General features: G+C 73.6%; 15 protein-coding genes and 1 tRNA gene. 4 read left to right on the plus strand and 12 right to left on the minus strand.

What is annotated here, in order from left to right; translation table 11 throughout:
* Positions 1-56: 56 nt before the first annotated feature.
* From ACWCSU_RS49075 to ACWCSU_RS49085, 3 genes are all read right to left on the minus strand, one after another.
* The gene (locus ACWCSU_RS49075; RefSeq protein WP_449943690.1) at positions 57-395 is read right to left on the minus strand and encodes an ArsR/SmtB family transcription factor; all 339 of its coding nucleotides are present in this window, start codon (positions 393-395) and stop codon (positions 57-59) included.
* Positions 392-1,306: a ketopantoate reductase family protein gene (locus ACWCSU_RS49080; protein ID WP_449943693.1), complete on the minus strand. Its 915-nt coding sequence runs from the start codon at positions 1,304-1,306 to the stop codon at positions 392-394. The genes ACWCSU_RS49075 and ACWCSU_RS49080 overlap by 4 nt, the downstream gene beginning before the upstream one ends.
* An 84-nt stretch (positions 1,307-1,390) precedes the next feature.
* Positions 1,391-4,417 carry an NACHT domain-containing protein gene (locus ACWCSU_RS49085; RefSeq protein WP_449943696.1) on the minus strand — a complete coding sequence of 1,009 codons (3,027 nt, stop codon included), beginning with the start codon at positions 4,415-4,417 and terminating at the stop codon, positions 1,391-1,393.
* Positions 4,418-4,705: 288 nt separating this feature from the next.
* Here ACWCSU_RS49085 and ACWCSU_RS49090 point away from each other — a divergent pair, with 288 nt between their 5' ends.
* Positions 4,706-4,945: a DUF6289 family protein gene (locus ACWCSU_RS49090; protein WP_357703933.1), complete on the plus strand. Its 240-nt coding sequence runs from the start codon at positions 4,706-4,708 to the stop codon at positions 4,943-4,945.
* A 22-nt stretch (positions 4,946-4,967) separates the two neighbouring features.
* Here ACWCSU_RS49090 and ACWCSU_RS49095 read toward each other — a convergent pair whose 3' ends face one another.
* The 5 genes from ACWCSU_RS49095 to ACWCSU_RS49115 form a co-directional block, all read right to left on the minus strand.
* Positions 4,968-7,331, minus strand: a complete 2,364-nt coding sequence (locus tag ACWCSU_RS49095) for a glycoside hydrolase family 65 protein (protein ID WP_449943699.1) — start codon at positions 7,329-7,331, stop codon at positions 4,968-4,970.
* Positions 7,328-8,110 carry a beta-phosphoglucomutase family hydrolase gene (locus ACWCSU_RS49100; RefSeq protein ID WP_364103113.1) on the minus strand — a complete coding sequence of 261 codons (783 nt, stop codon included), beginning with the start codon at positions 8,108-8,110 and terminating at the stop codon, positions 7,328-7,330. Before ACWCSU_RS49100 ends, ACWCSU_RS49095 begins: the two co-directional genes overlap by 4 nt.
* A gap of 115 nt (positions 8,111-8,225) precedes the next feature.
* Positions 8,226-8,708: a hypothetical protein gene (locus tag ACWCSU_RS49105; protein WP_449943702.1), complete on the minus strand. Its 483-nt coding sequence runs from the start codon at positions 8,706-8,708 to the stop codon at positions 8,226-8,228.
* Positions 8,705-10,195 carry an ATP-binding protein gene (locus ACWCSU_RS49110; RefSeq protein WP_449943705.1) on the minus strand — a complete coding sequence of 497 codons (1,491 nt, stop codon included), beginning with the start codon at positions 10,193-10,195 and terminating at the stop codon, positions 8,705-8,707. Before ACWCSU_RS49110 ends, ACWCSU_RS49105 begins: the two co-directional genes overlap by 4 nt.
* A gap of 8 nt (positions 10,196-10,203) precedes the next feature.
* A complete protein-coding gene (locus ACWCSU_RS49115) occupies positions 10,204-10,878 on the minus strand; it encodes a response regulator transcription factor (RefSeq protein ID WP_357703943.1) in 675 nt (224 codons plus the stop codon).
* 191 nt (positions 10,879-11,069) lie between these two features.
* Here ACWCSU_RS49115 and vanY-N point away from each other — a divergent pair, with 191 nt between their 5' ends.
* Positions 11,070-11,627: a D,D-peptidase/D,D-carboxypeptidase VanY-N gene (vanY-N, locus tag ACWCSU_RS49120; protein WP_357703945.1), complete on the plus strand. Its 558-nt coding sequence runs from the start codon at positions 11,070-11,072 to the stop codon at positions 11,625-11,627.
* Between the two features lie 5 nt (positions 11,628-11,632).
* On the opposite strand, the gene selB is transcribed toward vanY-N, so the two are convergent.
* The 4 genes from selB to selA all read right to left on the minus strand — a co-directional run bounded on the left by selB (position 11,633) and on the right by selA (position 15,296).
* Positions 11,633-13,372 carry a selenocysteine-specific translation elongation factor gene (gene selB, locus ACWCSU_RS49125; protein WP_449943709.1) on the minus strand — a complete coding sequence of 580 codons (1,740 nt, stop codon included), beginning with the start codon at positions 13,370-13,372 and terminating at the stop codon, positions 11,633-11,635.
* A complete protein-coding gene (locus ACWCSU_RS49130; protein WP_357703949.1) occupies positions 13,363-13,821 on the minus strand; it encodes a rhodanese-like domain-containing protein in 459 nt (152 codons plus the stop codon). The genes selB and ACWCSU_RS49130 overlap by 10 nt, the downstream gene beginning before the upstream one ends.
* A gap of 20 nt (positions 13,822-13,841) precedes the next feature.
* Positions 13,842-13,937 (minus strand) — tRNA-Sec (locus tag ACWCSU_RS49135).
* Between the two features lie 60 nt (positions 13,938-13,997).
* Positions 13,998-15,296, minus strand: coding sequence for an L-seryl-tRNA(Sec) selenium transferase (selA, locus tag ACWCSU_RS49140; RefSeq protein WP_449943713.1), 1,299 nt, complete (start codon positions 15,294-15,296; stop codon positions 13,998-14,000).
* A 46-nt stretch (positions 15,297-15,342) separates the two neighbouring features.
* On the opposite strand from selA, the gene selD reads away from it, so the two are divergent.
* Both selD and ACWCSU_RS49150 read left to right on the plus strand, forming a co-directional pair.
* Positions 15,343-16,332 (plus strand): selenide, water dikinase SelD, encoded by a 990-nt coding sequence (gene selD / locus ACWCSU_RS49145; protein ID WP_449943715.1) that lies wholly within the window; start codon positions 15,343-15,345, stop codon positions 16,330-16,332.
* 39 nt (positions 16,333-16,371) lie between these two features.
* Positions 16,372-16,956 carry a hypothetical protein gene (locus ACWCSU_RS49150; protein WP_357703955.1) on the plus strand — a complete coding sequence of 195 codons (585 nt, stop codon included), beginning with the start codon at positions 16,372-16,374 and terminating at the stop codon, positions 16,954-16,956.
* Positions 16,957-17,059 lie beyond the last annotated feature (103 nt).

Consider the following 17,059-nt stretch of genomic DNA (forward strand, 5'->3'; position numbering starts at 1 on the left):
CGCAATACCCTTTTCCTATTAGATTAGTAAAAGGGTATTGACGTCCGCGATCTTCGTCAACCGGGAGCAGCCGCGCAGGAGATGATCGTCGTGATGAGGTCGCGCATCGGGGTCAGGAGGTCCGGGTAGGCCGTGGCGTTGAGGTCGTACAGGCGCAGGGTGCCCTTGCGCCGCACCGTCAGCAGATCCGCGTCGCGCAGGATCTTGAGATGGTGGGAGGTGGCGGGCTGGGACAGCTCCAGGTGCGCGGCGATGTCGCCGACGCTGCGCGGGGCCGCCGACTCCAGCAGGAAGACGACGATCTCCTGCCTGCGCTCGTCCCCCAGGGCGGTGAACAGCGGCCGGGTCCGCGCGAACAGCGCGAGGACGTCCCGGGCGTCGATGGAGCCGCTCATGCGGGCAGCGAGTCACGCAGGGCGGACAGCCGGCCGACCGGCAGCGACCTGGCGGCGCCTTCGGCGATCCAGCCGTCCAGCATCAGCCGCGTCTGCGCGCTCACCTTCGTGAAATGCGTCTCCAGGTAGCGTCGCAGGTCGAAGGGGAGCAGCCAGGGCAGCACGCGCAACGCCAGCCCCACCGCCCAGGACGGGACGGAGAGGGAAGCGCGCAGTCCGTGCTGGGCGGAGACGACGCCGGCGGCCTCCCGGACGGCCGCGGCGGCGCGCCGCAACCCGGTGCTCGACGCGGGCAACCGCCAGCCGGAGGACTCCAGCTCGGCGATGTAGGGGATCATCCGGGCGGCGGTGAGCTCCCCCGTGCCGGCCCGCGTCACCTGCCTGGCCCGTACGCCGCCGGCCCGGAGCGCGGCGACGACCTGCGGGGCACGCGCTCCGGTGACGCCCGTCGCCGAACCCGGCGGCACCCAGTACGCGACCCCCGGCCCCGGGACCTCCCGCTCCAGCGGCGCCTGGTAGGCGAGCAGCATCGGGGTCACCTGGACGATCTGCTCCTGCGGCCAGACTCGGGCGAGGGTGTGCAGATCGCCCGGATCCTGGCCGATGGTGACCACCGTGGCCGTGCCGGTCACCTCGCGCAGCGCACTCGTCCACTCGCCGCGCAGCGCGGGCGAGTCCACGCAGAGCCACACCATGTCCCACCGTTCGCGGGGCGGTTCGCTGCTCACCTCGTACGGCACGATCCGCTCGCCCACCGGGGCCCGCCCCCACCTGAGCCGGTACAGCGAAGCCCCTTCCCAGCCCTCCCGGCCCGGCCTCACGAGATAGCTGACCCGGGCCCCGGCCGCGGCCAGCCACGCCCCGAACACCTGCCCCAACGCCCCGGCCCCGACGATCAGCACCTTCGACATCTATCGCTCCATAGATCTAAATATTTGGATGTATAGAGCAATATCATCGCAGAAGCTGCGGGTGTCCGCGTACGGCCCCTTCGATCAGGCTTCCGCCCGCTCGGCCAGCAGCCTGACGGCGACGGCGTCGCCCAGGTGGGCGTGGGCGCGGAGCACGGTGACGGCCTCCTCCTCCCGCCCTGCCATCGTCAGAAGACGGCTGAGCAACGGCAGGACGGCATGCGTCTCGACCGATCGCTCCGCCGGGACGGCGTACGGCAGGAGCAGGGCGACCGCGTCCTCCGGCCGTCCCTGCCGGGCGAGCAGCCGGGCGAGGCGGTGGGCCGCGTGCGGATCGCCCGCCGTGGCGCGCGCCCGCAGCTCCTCCACCCGCCCCTGTTCGGCCAGCAGCCGGGCCAGCCGGTCACTTGCGGTGCGCTCGCCTCGGTCGGCGTGCGGACGCAGCAGGGTGAGGGCGTCCTCCACGCTGCTCTGCCCGGCGAGCCGGACGGCGGCGTCGGGGTCGCCCGCCGTGGCGCGCGCCCGCAGCTCCTCCACCCGCCCCTGTTCGGCCAGCAGCCGGGCCAGCCGGTCCCCGGCGGCGCGGTCGCCCCGGTCGGCTCGGTCGCGCAGTTCCTCGGTCCGGCCCTGCCGGGCCAGCAGCTCGGCCAGTGTGCCGGCCCAGTGGGGGTCCTGGTCGGGGTGGGCGTGGAGGAGGTCGATGGCCTCCTGGGCACCGTCCTGGCGGGCGAGGAGCCGAGCCAGTTGCGGCGCCGCGCCCCGCTCCGCGTGCGGACGCAGCACGGTGACGGCCTCCTCGATCCGGCCCTGCCGTTCCAGCAGGTAGGCCAGGATCGCCCAGGCGTGCCCGTCGCCCGCGTCGGCCCGGGCGCGCAGCTCCTCGACGCGGCCGTGCTCGGCCAGCAAGCGGGCCAGTTTGAGGCCGGCCGACGCGGCGGTGCCCGAGGCGCCGTGGTCGGCCCACGCGCCGAGCATGACGACGGCCTCCTCAAGCCTGCCCTCTTCGACCAGCCGGTCGGCGACGAGTGCGAGGGCGCCCGCGTCGCCCTGGCGGGCGCAGGCGTACAGATGCTCGGTATACGGGGTGGCGGTGAGGTGGTGTTGCAGCAGGGCGTGGCGGAACTGCCAGGCGGTCCCCGACTGACGCAGGGTTTGGCGCTGGTGCTGGTCTTCCAGGAACGCCCACAATCTCCAGGGAAGCCGCCCTTTCACGGCGAGACGAACATGGGTGATCTTGTAGTCGATCCAGGTCGACAGTCCCGCGCCGCAGGCCGCGAACCACCCGTAGACGGCTGCGGCGGTGACGGCGGTCCAGGGAGTCGCCGCCGGGGCCAGCGCCGCGGCGGAGGCGGCGAAGACCAGTGCGGCGGTGCCACCGTGCTGGGCGGCGGCGACGGCGGTGGCGCGGTGGTTGGCGTTCAGCGTGGCGCGTGGCGTGGTGCTCCGCGGCCCGGTCCGCGACGGCAGGAACGGCACGACCAGGGTGAGCAGCCCGACGACCAGGGCGCCGGCCGCTCCCGCCTCCGGCTCGCCGGTCATGATCCCGGTCAGCAGCCCGGGCACGACGCCGAATCCGGCTCGCGACGTCATGACCCGGGAGCGGCGAACCGGTGTGTAGGAGGTGGGCGCGTACGGCGGGTAGGCGTGCGGCCAGAGTGGCCGCAGCAGGCCCGCCCCGGCGGCGGCCAGGGCGGCTGCCACGGTGAGCGCCGCCACACCCCCCGGTATCGCGCCGGCCGCCGCCGTGACGCCGGCGCCCACGACGGCGGCGAAGACCGTCACGACCCGTACCCTGATCGTCTCCGCGTCGAAGGTGTACAGGTCGGGGGACAACTGCCACCAGACCAGTTCCGTCCTGCCCGCCAGCCGCAGGTGCAGGGCCAGCGACCCGAGCCAGCGCCTGGCCGCGGCGGAGGTGTGCCGTCGTGGCGGCCGCCCGTCGGGCGGCACCGGCCGGTCGGGGTCGTGGACACTCGTCACGAACGTGTCCATGAGCGCCGCGGTGACGGCGTCCCGGCCGCCGAGGCGAGTCAGGGCCGTGGGGTCGGTTTCCGCGGAGGTGTAGGCGGTACGGGCCAGCGACACCGTCAAGGCCGTGGACAGCACCCGTGCCAGCGGCCCGTCGGGGGCGTCACGCAGGTGGGTGAAGACCGGTTCCCAGCGATGCCGGAACGGCTCGGGGTGGGACAGGAACGCGATCACCTGTTCCACGTCGACCGGCATGATCTCCACGACCGCGGCCCGGGAGACGATCCGGCGGCCGGCGTCCACGGCTCGCTGGAATTCGCGGGGGCGGCAGGTGACCACCAGCGGTCGTCCCGTCGCGGCGAACTCGTCCAGTTCGCGCAGCGCCCGCTCCTGGGACTCGGCCGGAAGCTCGTCCAGGCCGTCCAGCACCGGCAGCAGCCGCCCCTCGCTCATCAGCAGGTCCATCAGGTGGCGGCCCTCCGGCAGGCCGGGCGGCATGGGGTAGTCCTCGGCCAGCCGCCGGGCCGTGAACCGGCGTACCGACTCCTCCCGCGGATCCCAGGACGTGGCCGGCAGCAGCACCGGGACCGGATCGTCCGCCGCCGACTGCTCGATCAGTCCGAGCGTGAGCAGCATCGCCAGGACGCTCTTGCCCGCGCCCGCCTCTCCAAGCACCACCAACTGCCGATGGGGCAGCCCGCGGAACTTCTCGACGATCTGCGTGACGTCGCCTTCCAGCGGCAGGTCCTGCCACGTGCTCTGCGGTTCGTCCAGCACCACCGGGCGCGCCTCCGCGACCGGTCGGCCGGTCGAGGACCACCGCACCCGCAACGGCACCGGCTGACGGACGCCCCGCAACACCGCCTCGTGCTCCCACTGCTCCCGCACCCGCCGCCGCAACTCCCCCACGGCGCCGCGCATCGCCGCCTCCTGGCTCGGCGGCACGGCGCGCGACCGCACGACCTGCGCCGCGACGGCGACCACGACCAGCACACCGGTCAACAGCCAGGTGGCCGGGGCCCACCACCAGGCCTTCAGCTCGACGGTGCCGGTCGCCAGGTTCCCCACCAGCCCGATCCCGACCGGCACCACCGCGAGCGCGACCGGCGACACCACCCAGCGGCCCCGACCTCCACTGCTCATGCACATCAGCATCCCGACCGAACGTCACCGGGACAACACTCTCCGGAACATCCGCGCGGCCCCCAAGGGTGCCGATCAGGTCCCGGCCGCGGCGGAAGGTCCGATATGCGCTCCCCTTGCGTTTTCTCCCTTTGGGACGGATCATTTCGATCACCGGCTGAGCCGCTCATGAAGCCGAGGGACCGTTACTCCTTCTAGGAATGGGGCGTGCGCACCGTACGCCAGGACTGGCCCGAAATTCCGTAGCTGATTCCCCCCCGTTTCCATGCGAATCAGGAAGGACGATCCATGATCCGTCGCGTACTGGCCGTCGCGGTCCTGGCCGCCGCCACGCTCGCCGTCATCCCGGCCGCCGCGCAGGCCGTCCCTGCCTGCCCGGTCGGCTACCTGTGCAACACCCAGTACTTCTCCGACTCCGCGCGCACCAACCTGGTGGGCGTCAGGACGGAGTTCTGCGATCGTTCGGTCTCGACCTGGGGCAGGCTCAGCGGCTACATCACCTGGTCGTCGAGCCGCTGCAACGACTGAAAGCCTCCGGGGGCGGCTTCGGTCACTGGGAGACCCGTCCCGTGCGCGGGCCCGGTTCGCGGCCGGGCGGCTGGTGGATCTGCTGCTCCGGCGCCGGCCGCGACGGGTTGGGCCGGGTGACCTCCGTCCGGTCCAGGAGGATGTCCTCGCCGTGGTGGGTCACCGTGATCGACGGCCCCCGCAGCAGCCGGTAGACCGTCGCCTCCGGCGCGATGCCGACGCTGAGCAGGCTGCCGCGGTAGCGCAGCCGGAAGGCGAGCCGGGTGATGCCGGGCGGGAGCGACGGGGCGAAGCAGATCCGTCCCTGACCCGCGCGCATCCCGCCGAGGCCCGAGACGAGCGCGATCCACGCTCCGGCCAGCGAGGCCATGTGCACGCCGTCCATGGTGTTCTTCTCCAGATCCGCCAGGTCCATCAGCGCCGCCTCGCCGAGATAGCGATAGGCCAGCTCCAGATGGCCCACCTCGGCGGCGATCACCGCCTGGGTGCAGGCCGACAGGGACGAGTCCCGCACGGTCAGAGGCTCGTAGTAGGCGAAGTTGCGGGACTTCTGCTCCGGCGTGAAGGCGTCTCCGCGCAGATGCATGGCGAGCACCAGGTCGGCCTGCTTGACCACCTGCTTGCGGTAGAGATCGAAGTACGGGAAGTGCAGCAGCAACGGGTACTGGTCGGGCCCGGTGGCCGCGAAGTCCCAGGGCGCGTGCCGGGTGAAGCCCTCGCACTGCGGATGGACCCCCAGCCGCTCGTCGTAGGGCACGGACATCGCCTCCGCCGCGTCCCGCCAGCGGCGGATCTCCTCGGCGGTGACCTGGAGCCGCTGCGCCGGGCCCGGATGGCGGGACGCGGCCTCGGCCGCGGCGCGAAGGTTCTGCTGGGCCATCAGGTTCGTGTACACGTTGTCGTCGACCACGGCGGTGTACTCGTCGGGGCCGGTCACACCGTCGATGCGGTAGCGCCCGGCCGCGTCGTGGTGGCCGAGGGCGCACCACAGCCGGGCCGTCTCGACCAGCAGCGGCAGGCCGGTCTGCTGTTCGAACGACATGTCCTGGCTCGCGTCCACGTACTGGGCCGCCGCGTGCGCGATGTCGGCGTTGACGTGGAAGGCCGCGGCTCCGGCGGGCCAGTAGCCGGAGCACTCCTCGCCGTGGATGGTCCGCCAGGGGAAGGCGGAGCCGTGCAGGCCGAGCTGTCTGGCGCGCTCGCGGGCCGGCGGGATCGTGGTGCGCCGCCACGACAGCGCGTCCGCGACGGCTGCCGGATGGGTGTAGGTGAGCACCGGCAGCACGAAGATCTCGGTGTCCCAGAAGGCGTGCCCGTCGTAGCCGGAGCCGGTCAGGCCCTTGGCCGGGATGGCGCGCTCCTCCAGGCGGGCGGCCGACTGCAGCAGATGGAACAGCCCGAAACGCACCGCCTGCTGCACCTCGGCGTCGCCCTCCACCTCGACGTCGGCGCCTTCCCAGAAGTCGTCGAGGTAGCGGCGCTGGTCGGCGTGCAGGCCGTCCCATCCGTCCAGACGGGCGGAGGCCAGCGCCGCGGCCACCTGGTCGTGCAGCGCGGCCCGGGAGCGCTGCGCCGACCATCCGTAGGAGAAGAACTTGACCAGCCGCAGCGTCCGGCCGGGCGACAGGCGGGTGGCCACGGTCATCCGGCTGACGTCGTCGCTGAGCTGCGCCTCGCTCCGGGTGCCGTCCGGCCCGTCGATCTCGTGGCACATCCCGGCGGCCACGCGCAGGCCGCTGGCCCGGGTGCGGTGAACCATGATGGCCGTTCCGTCGCTGCAGGGGACGTTCTCCTCCACCACCAGCGGCGCGTGCAACGGGGCGGCGGCGCGCGGGTCGCCGCCCGCGTACGTCTGGGTCTCGTTGGCGACGAGCTCCGACTGGACGACGACCCGCAACGGCCGGTCGACGGCCTCGACCTCGTACAGGATCGCGGCGACCGCGCGGTGGGTGAAGGACACCAGCCGGGTGGACCTGATCCGGACCGGGTTCCCGGTCGGGGAGCTCCAGTGCACCGTGCGCGTCAGGGTGCCGGCGCGCAGATCGAGGACCCGCTCGTGGCTGTGCAGCGTCCCGTACCGCAGGTCGAACGGCTCGTCGCCGACCAGCAACCGGATCACCTTGCCGTTGGTGACGTTCACTACCGTCTGTCCCGATTCGGGGTATCCGTAGCCCGCCTCCGCGTACGGCAGCGGCCGCACCTCGTAGAACCCGTTGAGGTACGTGCCCGGCGCCCCGTGCGGCTCGCCCTCGTCCAGGTTGCCGCGCAGCCCGATGTGGCCGTTGGACAGCGCGAACACCGACTCGGTCTGCGCCAGCACCCGCAGGTCGAGATGCTGCTCCCGGATCGTCCACGGCTCGACGGCGAACGCCGGATGCCGGATCATCCGGCCTCCCGGGACGGCGTGCCCCGCTCCAGCAGGTCGGCCAGGTCGGTGACCACGACGTCGGCGCCGTGGGCGCGCAACGCGTCCGCCTGCCCGGCCCGGTCGACGCCGACGACGAAGCCGAACCCTCCCGCCCGGCCTGCGGCGACTCCGGCCAGGGCGTCCTCGAACACCGCCGCCTCGGACGCCGTCAGCCCCACGGCCTCGGCGCCCGCCAGGTACATGTCCGGAGCCGGCTTGCCCGCGAGCCGCCGCTCCCTGGCCACGACGCCGTCGATCCGGGCCTCGAACTGCGCGGCGAGCCCGGCGGCGGCCAGGACCTGCTCGGTGTTGGCGCTGGAGGACACCACCGCGCGGCGCAGCCCGGCGTCCCGGACCGCGGCCAGGTAGCGGACGGAGCCGGGGAACACGTCCACGCCGTCCCGGTCGATGATGGCCTGCACCAGGTCGTTCTTGCGGTTGCTCAGGCCGTACACGGTCATCGTGCCGGGTGGGTCGTCCGGCGTCCCCTCGGGCAGGGCGATGCCTCGGGCGTCCAGGAAGCTGCGGGCGCCGTCCACTCGTTTCTTGCCGTCCACGTAACGGTCGTAGTCGGCGCCCGCGTCGAAGGGCACGAACGCGGTCCCGGTCCTGTCGCTCCAGGCTCGCAGGAAGTCGTCGAACATCGACTTCCACGCCCTGGCGTGCACGGTGGCGGTGCGCGTCAGCACACCGTCCATGTCGAACAGGCACCCCCGAATCCCCTCAGGCAGCCCCAGCATGGATCCCCCGTTCGCCATCACACCGGCCCCCACCTGCGCATACCCCTCCGTCTTCACTCCTCACGCGCACGGGCCCTCGCCCTTGCCGACCTTCGTCAGGTTCGGCTGGAGCGACCCGCACCTCCGCCGTCGGTCACCGCGGGCAGTCGCGGGGGTCGGCGCTCGCCCGTGCCCCTGCCAGGGCGATCCGGGCGGGGCTCTCCGGCAACGCGGCGGCCGTGCACACCACCTGCCGGACGGCCAGGGTGGACAGGTCACCGCCCGGAACGGCCGCCGTCAGCACCATGCGGCCGCCCGCCCTGACCGTCACCGAGAACGGGCCGGCTTCCGGCGGGACCTCGGTGGTGAGCCCGAGCGTCCGTTCCTCCGGGGTGGGCCCGGCCGCCAGCAGCGCGAGCCTCTCGGTCCGGAACACCGGACGGGCGCTCGGCCGCGTCACCGCGCTGAGCCGGCCGTCCTTCACCAGGTAGAGGACGATCGTCGTGGTCGGCGCGACGGTTCCCTTCGGCGGCTCGCCGGCGGGGATGACGTCGCTGGGACGAACGCCGCAGCCGGCCACGGCGGCGAGCGTCACCAGGCCCGCGGCGAGCATGCGGCGGGCGGGCCCGGCCCTCACGCGGAGGCTCCGTCCGGATCGGCGGCCCAGCGCGGCAGGCGCAGCGTGAACAGGGCGCCGCCGTCCGGGGCGTTGGCGACGGTGAGGTCGCCTCGGTGCAGGCGCGCGTTCTCCAGCGCGATGGCCAGGCCCAAGCCGCTGCCCTCCGATCGGGCCCTGGCCGCGCTGGCCTTGTAGAACCGGTCGAACGCGTGCGGCAGCACCGATGCGTCCAGCCCCGGCCCGTGGTCGCGGACCTCGAAGGTGATCCAGTGGGGGTCGGCGGTGAGCCGCACCGACACCGGAGGCTCGCCGTGCCGCAGGGCGTTGCCGACCAGGTTGGCGAGGACGACGTCCACGCGGCGCGGGTCCAGCCTCGCCGTCGCCGAGGCGGGAAGCTCGGTGCGCACCGCGTCCGACCAGCCCCGCACGCGCAGGGTCGCGGGCACCAGCTCGGTCACGTCGACCTCGTTCAGCGACAGGGCCGCGACGCCGGAGTCGAACCTGCTGATCTCGATGAGGTCGTTCACGAGCTTGGTGAGGTTGAGCGTCTCCTGGGTGACCAGCCTGGCGGCCTTGCCTGCGGGCTCGGGCAGCCGGACCGCCTCGTCGTCGAGGACCTCGGCGACGGCGGCGAGCGCGGCCAGCGGGGTGCGCAGCTCGTGGGACACGTCCGCCACGAACCGGCGGGCGTCGGCCTCCATCTCGCGCAGCTGCGTGACGTGCCGTTCCAGCTCCGCGGCGGTGTCGTTGAAGGTACGCGCCACGTCGGCCAGCTCGTCGGAGCCGCGGACCGCGATCCGGGTCCGCAGCTCCCCCTCGCCCAGCAGGCGGGCCGCCCGGCCGAGCTCGCGCACCGGGCGCAGCACGCTGCGGGTCGCCAGCAGCGCCACGACGACCGCGAACGCCATGGCCGCCCCGCCGAACAGCCAGGCGCGCGTGGCGAGCCAGTCGATGCTGCGCTGTTCGGGATACAGGCTGCGCGCGGTGTAGACCTCGATGCCGGACACCCGCGACCGGTCCTGCTCGACGGTCACCAGCGGCGCGCCGATGATCAGGAAGGGAGTGCCCTCCCGCACCACCCGTTGCCAGGCGATCTCGCCCGCCGCCACTGTCCGCCGCAGGTCCGCCGAGACGGTCTCGGAGCTCAGGAGCGGCCCGTTCCGGTCCGGCCGTCCGCCGCCCGGCGCGGTCGGCGGCGGGCCCGGCGGCGGGCCGGCCTCCACGTACTCCTCGCGGTAGACGGCCAGCGCGTAGCTGTTGCCCTCGGCCATGGTGGCGGCGATGGCGCCGAGCTCGATCCGGTCCGGAGCGGGGGTCCGCAAGGGGAAGAGCGTCTCCAGGCGTTCCTTCGTCGCCTTCAGCGCGGCGTCCTGGGTCCGTTCCAGGATGTCGTTGCGGGCCTGGACGTAGAGCCCGCCGGCCACCGCCGCCGCGGTGACCGCGCACAGCAGCGCGAACGCGAACAACAGCCGGGCGCGCAGCCCCAGGCTCGGCCCGGACGTCACCGGGCGGCTCACACCGGCCCGAACCGGTAACCGAACCCCCGCACCGTCTGCACGTAGACGGGGGACGCCGAGTCGTCCTCGATCTTGGCGCGCAGCCGCTGCACGCACGCGTCGACCAGCCGGGAGTCGCCGAAGTACCCGTGCTCCCACACCGAGTCCAGCAGTTGCTGGCGGCTGTGCACCCGGCCCGGCGTGCCGGAGAGCTCCAGCAGCAGGCGCAGCTCGGCCGGGGTGAGCTTGACCGGCGCGCCGCGCTTGGTGACCACCAGCCCGGCCCGGTCGACGGTCAGGTCACCGTGCCGTTCCAGCTCCGCCTGGTCGCGGCCGATCCGCCGGAGCACGGCGCGGATGCGCGCCTCCAGCACTCTGGGCTGCACCGGTTTGACGACGTAGTCGTCGGCGCCCGCCTCCAGTCCGGCCACCACGTCGATGTCGTCGCCGAGCGCGGTCAGCATGATGATCGGGACCTCGCCGATGGCCCGGATGCGGCGGCAGACCTCGAACCCGTTCATGCCGGGCAGCATGAGGTCGAGCACGACGACGTCGGGAAGGTCGGCCCGCAGCCGCTCCAGCCCCTCCTCGCCGGACTCCACGGCGCCCACCCGATGCCCGTGCCGGGTCAGGGCCAGCTCAAGGCCCTCCCGCACGGCCGGGTCGTCCTCGATCAGCAACACTCGCGACACGCCGCCGAGTACCACAGCACGCTCCGTAACCTTGCTCGCCAGTCAACTCCGTCCACTGTGGGACAGCCATGTCCTCGCTTCGTCTGTGCCATGTCATCGTTGTGTCACGGCCGGACCGGGGTGGCCGCCGTCGATGAACGGTGACATTCGGCAGACGACCCACACATATTCGGCGCCAATCGTAGTTCGTCATGAACGAACCACGCACTGTTCCGGCTCGTCCCCGCGATCGGCTGTTCGCCGTGGTGACGCTGGTGCTCGCCGTGCTCCTGCTGCCCGCGGCGCTCGTCCGCCGTCCCGGCCGGGCCCGCGAGCTGGCCTGCCGGTGGGCGTTACGGATGCGGTTCCCCGCCGAGGACCTCACCGGGCTCACCGACGGCGCCCTGGCGGCGTTCACCGCTGCGCGCACCGAGGCGCTCTGGCGGCACGGCCAGCTTCTCGGGCTCACGTCGGGATACCGCGACCCGCTCGTCCAGCTGCGGATGTTCGACGAGGAGGTGCGCCGCACCGGCTCCCCGGACCTGGCGCGCATGCTCGTCCTGCCGCCGTCGGAATCGAACCACGTCAAGGGCATCGCCCTGGACGTGCGTCCCCACGAGGGCGCCCGCTGGCTGGAGGAGCACGGCGCCCGCTACGACCTGTTCCGCATGTTCGACAACGAGTGGTGGCATTTCGAGCACCACCCCGAGTACGGGGGCACCCCGCCCCGGCGACGCCCCCACCCGGGCGTGGGCCACGCGACCGCTTGACGTGATCATGCACGCCCGGCGGCGGACGGAACGCAGATCCGGGACTCGTTGTCGACCCGCCGCGTGTGGCCCTGGGCGTCCAGGTACTCCAGGAGCGGTACGGCGACGCGGCGGCTCGTGCCCAGGGCCGTGCGGGCCTGGCTGACGGTGAAGGGCGCGGGCAGCGTGCTCAGCACGGCGACCGCCAGCTCCGGCGCGTCCGGCAGGAGGACGACGTTCCTCCCGATGGGCAGCAACGCCGCGGCCCGCACGGCCGCGGTGAGGGCGGCGCCGGTCAGCTTGAGCTCGGCCAGGCGCTCGGCGGTGGGGGCGTCGAAGGGACGGCCGACCAGGTCGGTCCGCAGCCGGTCGACGGCCTTCTCGACCTGCGGCGGCATCGGCGCCCGGTCGCCGCTGACGATCACCCCTGCTCTGGTCGTCAGGGGCTCGACGACGAGCGCCCGGGCCAGCCGCCGGTCGGGCAGGCCGAGCAGCCGGGCGGCGGCCTCCACGGTGATCCCCTGGTCGCGCCGCGACACCTGCTCCGTCAGGCTGCGGCGCAGCTCGGACCAGTGGCCGGGGTCGGCGAACCAGTCGCCCGCCACCGGCGGCATGTCGGGGGCGGCGCCCATCGCGGTCAGCTCGGCCCGGCTCAGCAGTCCGTGCCAGCGCAGCAGGTCCGCGGCGGTGGGGACGGTCACCCCGGCGAGCGCGGCCCCCCTGACCGACGCGGCTCCCCGTCGCCGCAGCGGTGCCGGCCGCACGTCCAGGACGTGCACCCCGGCCGCGATCGTCCGGCGGCCGGGGTCGCGGAGCAGGCCGTGGTCACCGGCCCTGAGCGGCATGGGCCGGGCGAGGGTGAGGCGGGCCGTGTCCGGTCCCAGCGGGCGCACCCGCACCGGAACGGCGGCCGAGCCCAGGTGGAAGACGAGTTCCCGGCCGACGTCCGCGCCGGGCTCCAGTCGCACGTCGGCGGACCGGGTGGTGATCCAGGCGTCCGGGGTGAGCAGCGGGGTGCCCCGGGGCAGCGTGTCGCGATCGGCGCCCCTGACGTTGACGGCGACGCGTGCGGTCGCCGACACCGCGTCCCGCCGCTGGTTGAGCGTCTGAAGGCCGCGGACCTGGAGCCGGTCGGACCCGGCGAGCAGTTCGTCGCCCACCCGCAGCGTGCCGTGCGTGAGCGTGCCGGTGACGACGGTTCCGGCGCCGGTGACGGTGAACGTCCGGTCGATCCACAACCGTACCGGGCCGTCCCGGCGTGGTTCGGGGAGCCCGGCCGCGAGCCGGTCGAGCGCGGCCGTCAGCTCGGGCAGGCCCTGCCCGGTCCGGGCGCTGACGGGGACGGCGTCGATCCCCGACAGGCTCGTCCCTTCCAGGTGGAGGCGGGCCTCCTGCAGTGCCGGTCCGGGGTCGGCGAGGTCGGTGCGGGTGACCACCAGCAGGCCGTGCCGTACGTCCAGGGCGTGCAGGGCGGCCAGGTGCTCGGCGGACTGGGCCCGCCATCCCTCGTCGGCCGCCACCACGAACATGACCGCGGGGCACGGGCCGACGCCGGCGAGCATGTTGGTGACGAACCGCTCGTGCCCGGGGACGTCGACGAAGGCCAGCTGCCGTCCGGAGCCGAGGGTGGTCCAGGCGAAGCCGAGGTCGATGGTCATGCCCCGGCGTCGTTCCTCGGCCCAGCGGTCAGGTTCCATCCCGGTGAGCGCGCGGACCAGGGCCGACTTGCCGTGATCGACGTGCCCGGCGGTGGCGATCACCCACATGCGCGCTCGGCGGCCGTCAGCCTCGTGTCCGTGCCGGGTTCGCCCGGGCCGCGCGGCCGGGTGAGGGCGGCGGGGCGGCTCACCCGCAGCCCGGCCGCGGTCCACGCCTGGAAGCCGCCGATCACGTCGGTGGCGTTCGCCAGGCCGAGCTGCCTGAGGGAGGAGGCGGCGAGGCTGGAGGAGTATCCCTCGTCGCACAGGATGATCCAGCGGATGTGCGCCGAGGTCGCCTCGGGGATCCGCGCCTCGCAGCGGGGGTCGAGCCGCCACTCCAGGTGGTTGCGTTCGATGACGATGGCGCCGGGCACCTCGCCGCCGCTGCGGCGCTGGAACTCCGGGCGGGTGTCGACGATGAAGGCGTCTTCACCTCCGGCCGCGGCGAGGGCTTCGGCGGGCGGCAGGCGGCGCAGCCCGGTACGTGCCCGGGCCAGTAACGCGTCGATGCTCAAAGGGCTCCAGGGGTGAGGTCTGGCGGAGGCGGACGGGAATCGAACCCGCCGCGCCGAGTTGCTCGGCGCCATCGGTTTTGAAGACCGAGAGGGCCACCAGGCACCCGGACGCCTCCGTTGGTGATCTTAGCCCTCTCCGGCGCTCCAATTGAAGATCCTTCTTTGGGTGGAGCCGTTCACTTGCAGGCAGTGACCACGGCGTTGTACAGGTCCTCGTCGTCCTCGGCGGCCACGGCCCGCAGGTCCAGGAGGCAGCGGCCGCGCTCCACCCGGGCGAGCACGGGCGGCTCCGCCAGGCGCAGCGGCTCGGCGAGCGTGACGTCGACCGCGACGGCCGCGCTGGGCAGCGTGACCCCGGGCGCGCCCCCGCCGCCGACCGTGGCGGCGCTCGCGACGGCCTGCGCCGCCACCCCCGCCTGCGTGAGCCGTTCGGCGAGCGTCTCGGCACGAAGGCGCAGCCCGGCGGGGTCGGCGTGCAGGGCGGCGGATGTCGGCGTTCCGGTGGTGCCGAGTGTCGCCTCCAGCGCCGCGAGGGTGAGCTTGTCCACCCGCAGCGCCCGGGCCAGGGGGTGCCTGCGCAGCCGCTCCACCAGGTCGGCCCGGCCCAGCAGCAGCCCGCACTGGGGCCCGCCCAGGAGCTTGTCGCCGCTCGCGGTCACCAGGTCGGCGCCGCGCGCGAGCCAGGTCGCCGCGTCGGGCTCGTCCGGCAGCAGCGGCTCGGGACGCAGCAGGCCCGAGCCCGCGTCGGCCACCAGGGGCACGTCCTGGCGAGCGCACAGCGCGGCCAGCTCGCCGACGCCGGGGGTCCGGGTGAAGCCCTCGATCCGGTAGTTGGAGGGATGGACCTTCAGCACGAAGCCGGTGTCCGGGCCGATCGCGGCGGCGTAGTCGTCCGCTGTCGTGCGGTTGGTCGTACCGACCTCGCGCAACCGCGCTCCGGTCGAGGTGAGCAGCTCCGGGAGGCGGAAGCCGTCGCCGATCTCGACCAGTTCGCCCCGGCTGATGATGATCTCTCTGCCCGCGGCCAGCGCGGTGGCGGCCAGGACGAGCGCCGCCGCGTTGTTGTTGACGACGTGGACGGCCCGGGCGGCCGGCACCGCGGCGGCCAGGGCCGCCATCGCCGCGCGTCCCCGGCGGCCGCGGCGGCCGGTGGCCAGGTCGAGTTCGATGTCGGTGTTGCCCGCGGCGGTGCGCACCGCCTCCACCGCGGCCCGCGACAGGCGGGCGCGGCCCAGATTGGTGTGCAGGATCACGCCGGTGGCGTTGAGGACCCGGCGCGGGCCGTCCGCGGGCAGGGACGCCAGTGCCGCCTCCGCGACCTCGCCGGGGGCGATCGTGCCCTCCCTGGCCAGGCGCTGGGCCTCGTTGACGACGGCCTTGACCCGGTCGTGCCCGAGCCGGAGCAGCGCCTGGGAGAACCTCGGGTCGGCGAGTACGGTGTCGGTGCGTGGGATGAGGCGCCGCGGATCGGTCATGACATCCGGACTTACACCATGATCGACATATCTGTACATTACGATCATGCAGCGATTGACGCACTACGCGCAGGGTGGCGGCTGTGCCTGCAAGATCCCGGCGGGCGAACTGGAGAGCGTGCTCGCCGGTTTCGGGAAGGAGCAGCCCGCCGATCCGCTGGGCGAACTGCTGGTCGGCACCGAGACCGGTGACGACGCGGCGGTCGTCCGGATCGAGGGCGGCACCGCGATCGTGAGCACCGCGGACTTCTTCACGCCCGTCGTCGACGACCCCTACGACTGGGGCCGGATCGCCGCCGCCAACGCGCTCTCGGACGTCTACGCCATGGGCGGCCGGCCGCTCGTCGCCCTCAACGTGCTGTGCTGGCCCCGGGACGGCCTGCCGTACGAGATCGCCCGGGAGGTGCTGCGGGGCGGCGCGGACGTCGCGCGGCAGGCCGGGTGCCACGTGGCGGGCGGGCACAGCGTGAACGGGCCGGAGCCCATGTACGGCATGGCGGTCACCGGGCTGGCCGACCCCGCCCACCTGACGCGCAACGACGCGGGCCGCCCCGGGCTGCCGCTCTCGCTGACCAAGCCCATCGGCTCCGGCACGCTGAACAACCGGCACAAGGCCACGGGCGAGGTGTTCCCGCAGGCGATCGAGGTCATGACCCGGCTCAACGCCGACGCCGCCCAGGCCGCGCTGGAGGCCGGCATCCGCTGCGTCACCGACGTCACCGGCTTCGGCCTGCTGGGCCACCTGTACAAGCTCGCCCGGGCCTCCGGCGTCACCGCGGTGATCGACGCGGCGGCCGTCCCGCTCATCGAGGGCGCCCGGCAGGCCGTGCGCGACGGCTACGTGCCGGGCGGCTCGCGCCGCAACCTGGACTGGGTGGCCCCGCACACCGACACCGGGACGGTGGCCGAGGAGACGCTCCTGCTGCTCGCCGACGCGCAGACCTCCGGCGGACTGCTGGTCGCCGGGGAGGTCCCGGGGGCCCCGGTGATCGGCGAGCTGATCCCCCGCGGGCACCACGCCGTCGTGATCCGCTGACCTCTGGCCACCCCCGGCGACGCGGTGTACAACTGGATAATGATCTTCAAAGGTGTACGCAGGGGATCGATCTGGGCGGCGGTGGTGGCGCTGCTGCCGTCCTTGACCGCTTGTGCCGCCGGGGAGGCCGACGCGCGAACGGCGGCGCAGACCGCCGGCCGGCCGGGAAGCCTGGAGAATCCGCGGGTGCTGAACTGCGCGAACCGCAACGGGGAGTTCGAGGGAGAGAAGACGACGAGCCGCGCCGCCGCGCCGGACGACCTCGTGGTGGGGCCGCTGCTCATCCCCGGGCTGCTCGCGTGGGGCGAGGCCCGGGCCGAGCAGTACGGGAGCGACCACAGGTTCAAAGTCGGCGCGCTGGTCAGGAAGGGCAAGACGATCACGGTGTCCATCCCGGCGAAGTTCCACGACAGCGCGGGCCTGCTCTACTCCGAGCCGTCCAGGAACGCCCGGACCCCGGCCGAGGCCGACCACTCGGTGTCCTTCACCGCCTGCTCCGACCACGACACGATGTTCGTGGGCGGTTTCTACGTGAAGGAGCCCAGGTGCGTCGCGCTGGAGTTCCGGGTGCCGGGCCAGCCCGTCGTCCGGCGTGAGATCTCCTTCTTCAACGGCGCCTGCTGACCCCGTGACGCGCCGCCCCCCCCCCCGGGGGGGGGGGGGGCGGCCCGCCCCGGAAAACAAAGGGGCGAAACCGCCGAAAAGGGACCGGGGGAGGGCCACAGAG

This window comes from Nonomuraea sp. NPDC001699, from assembly GCF_053596455.1.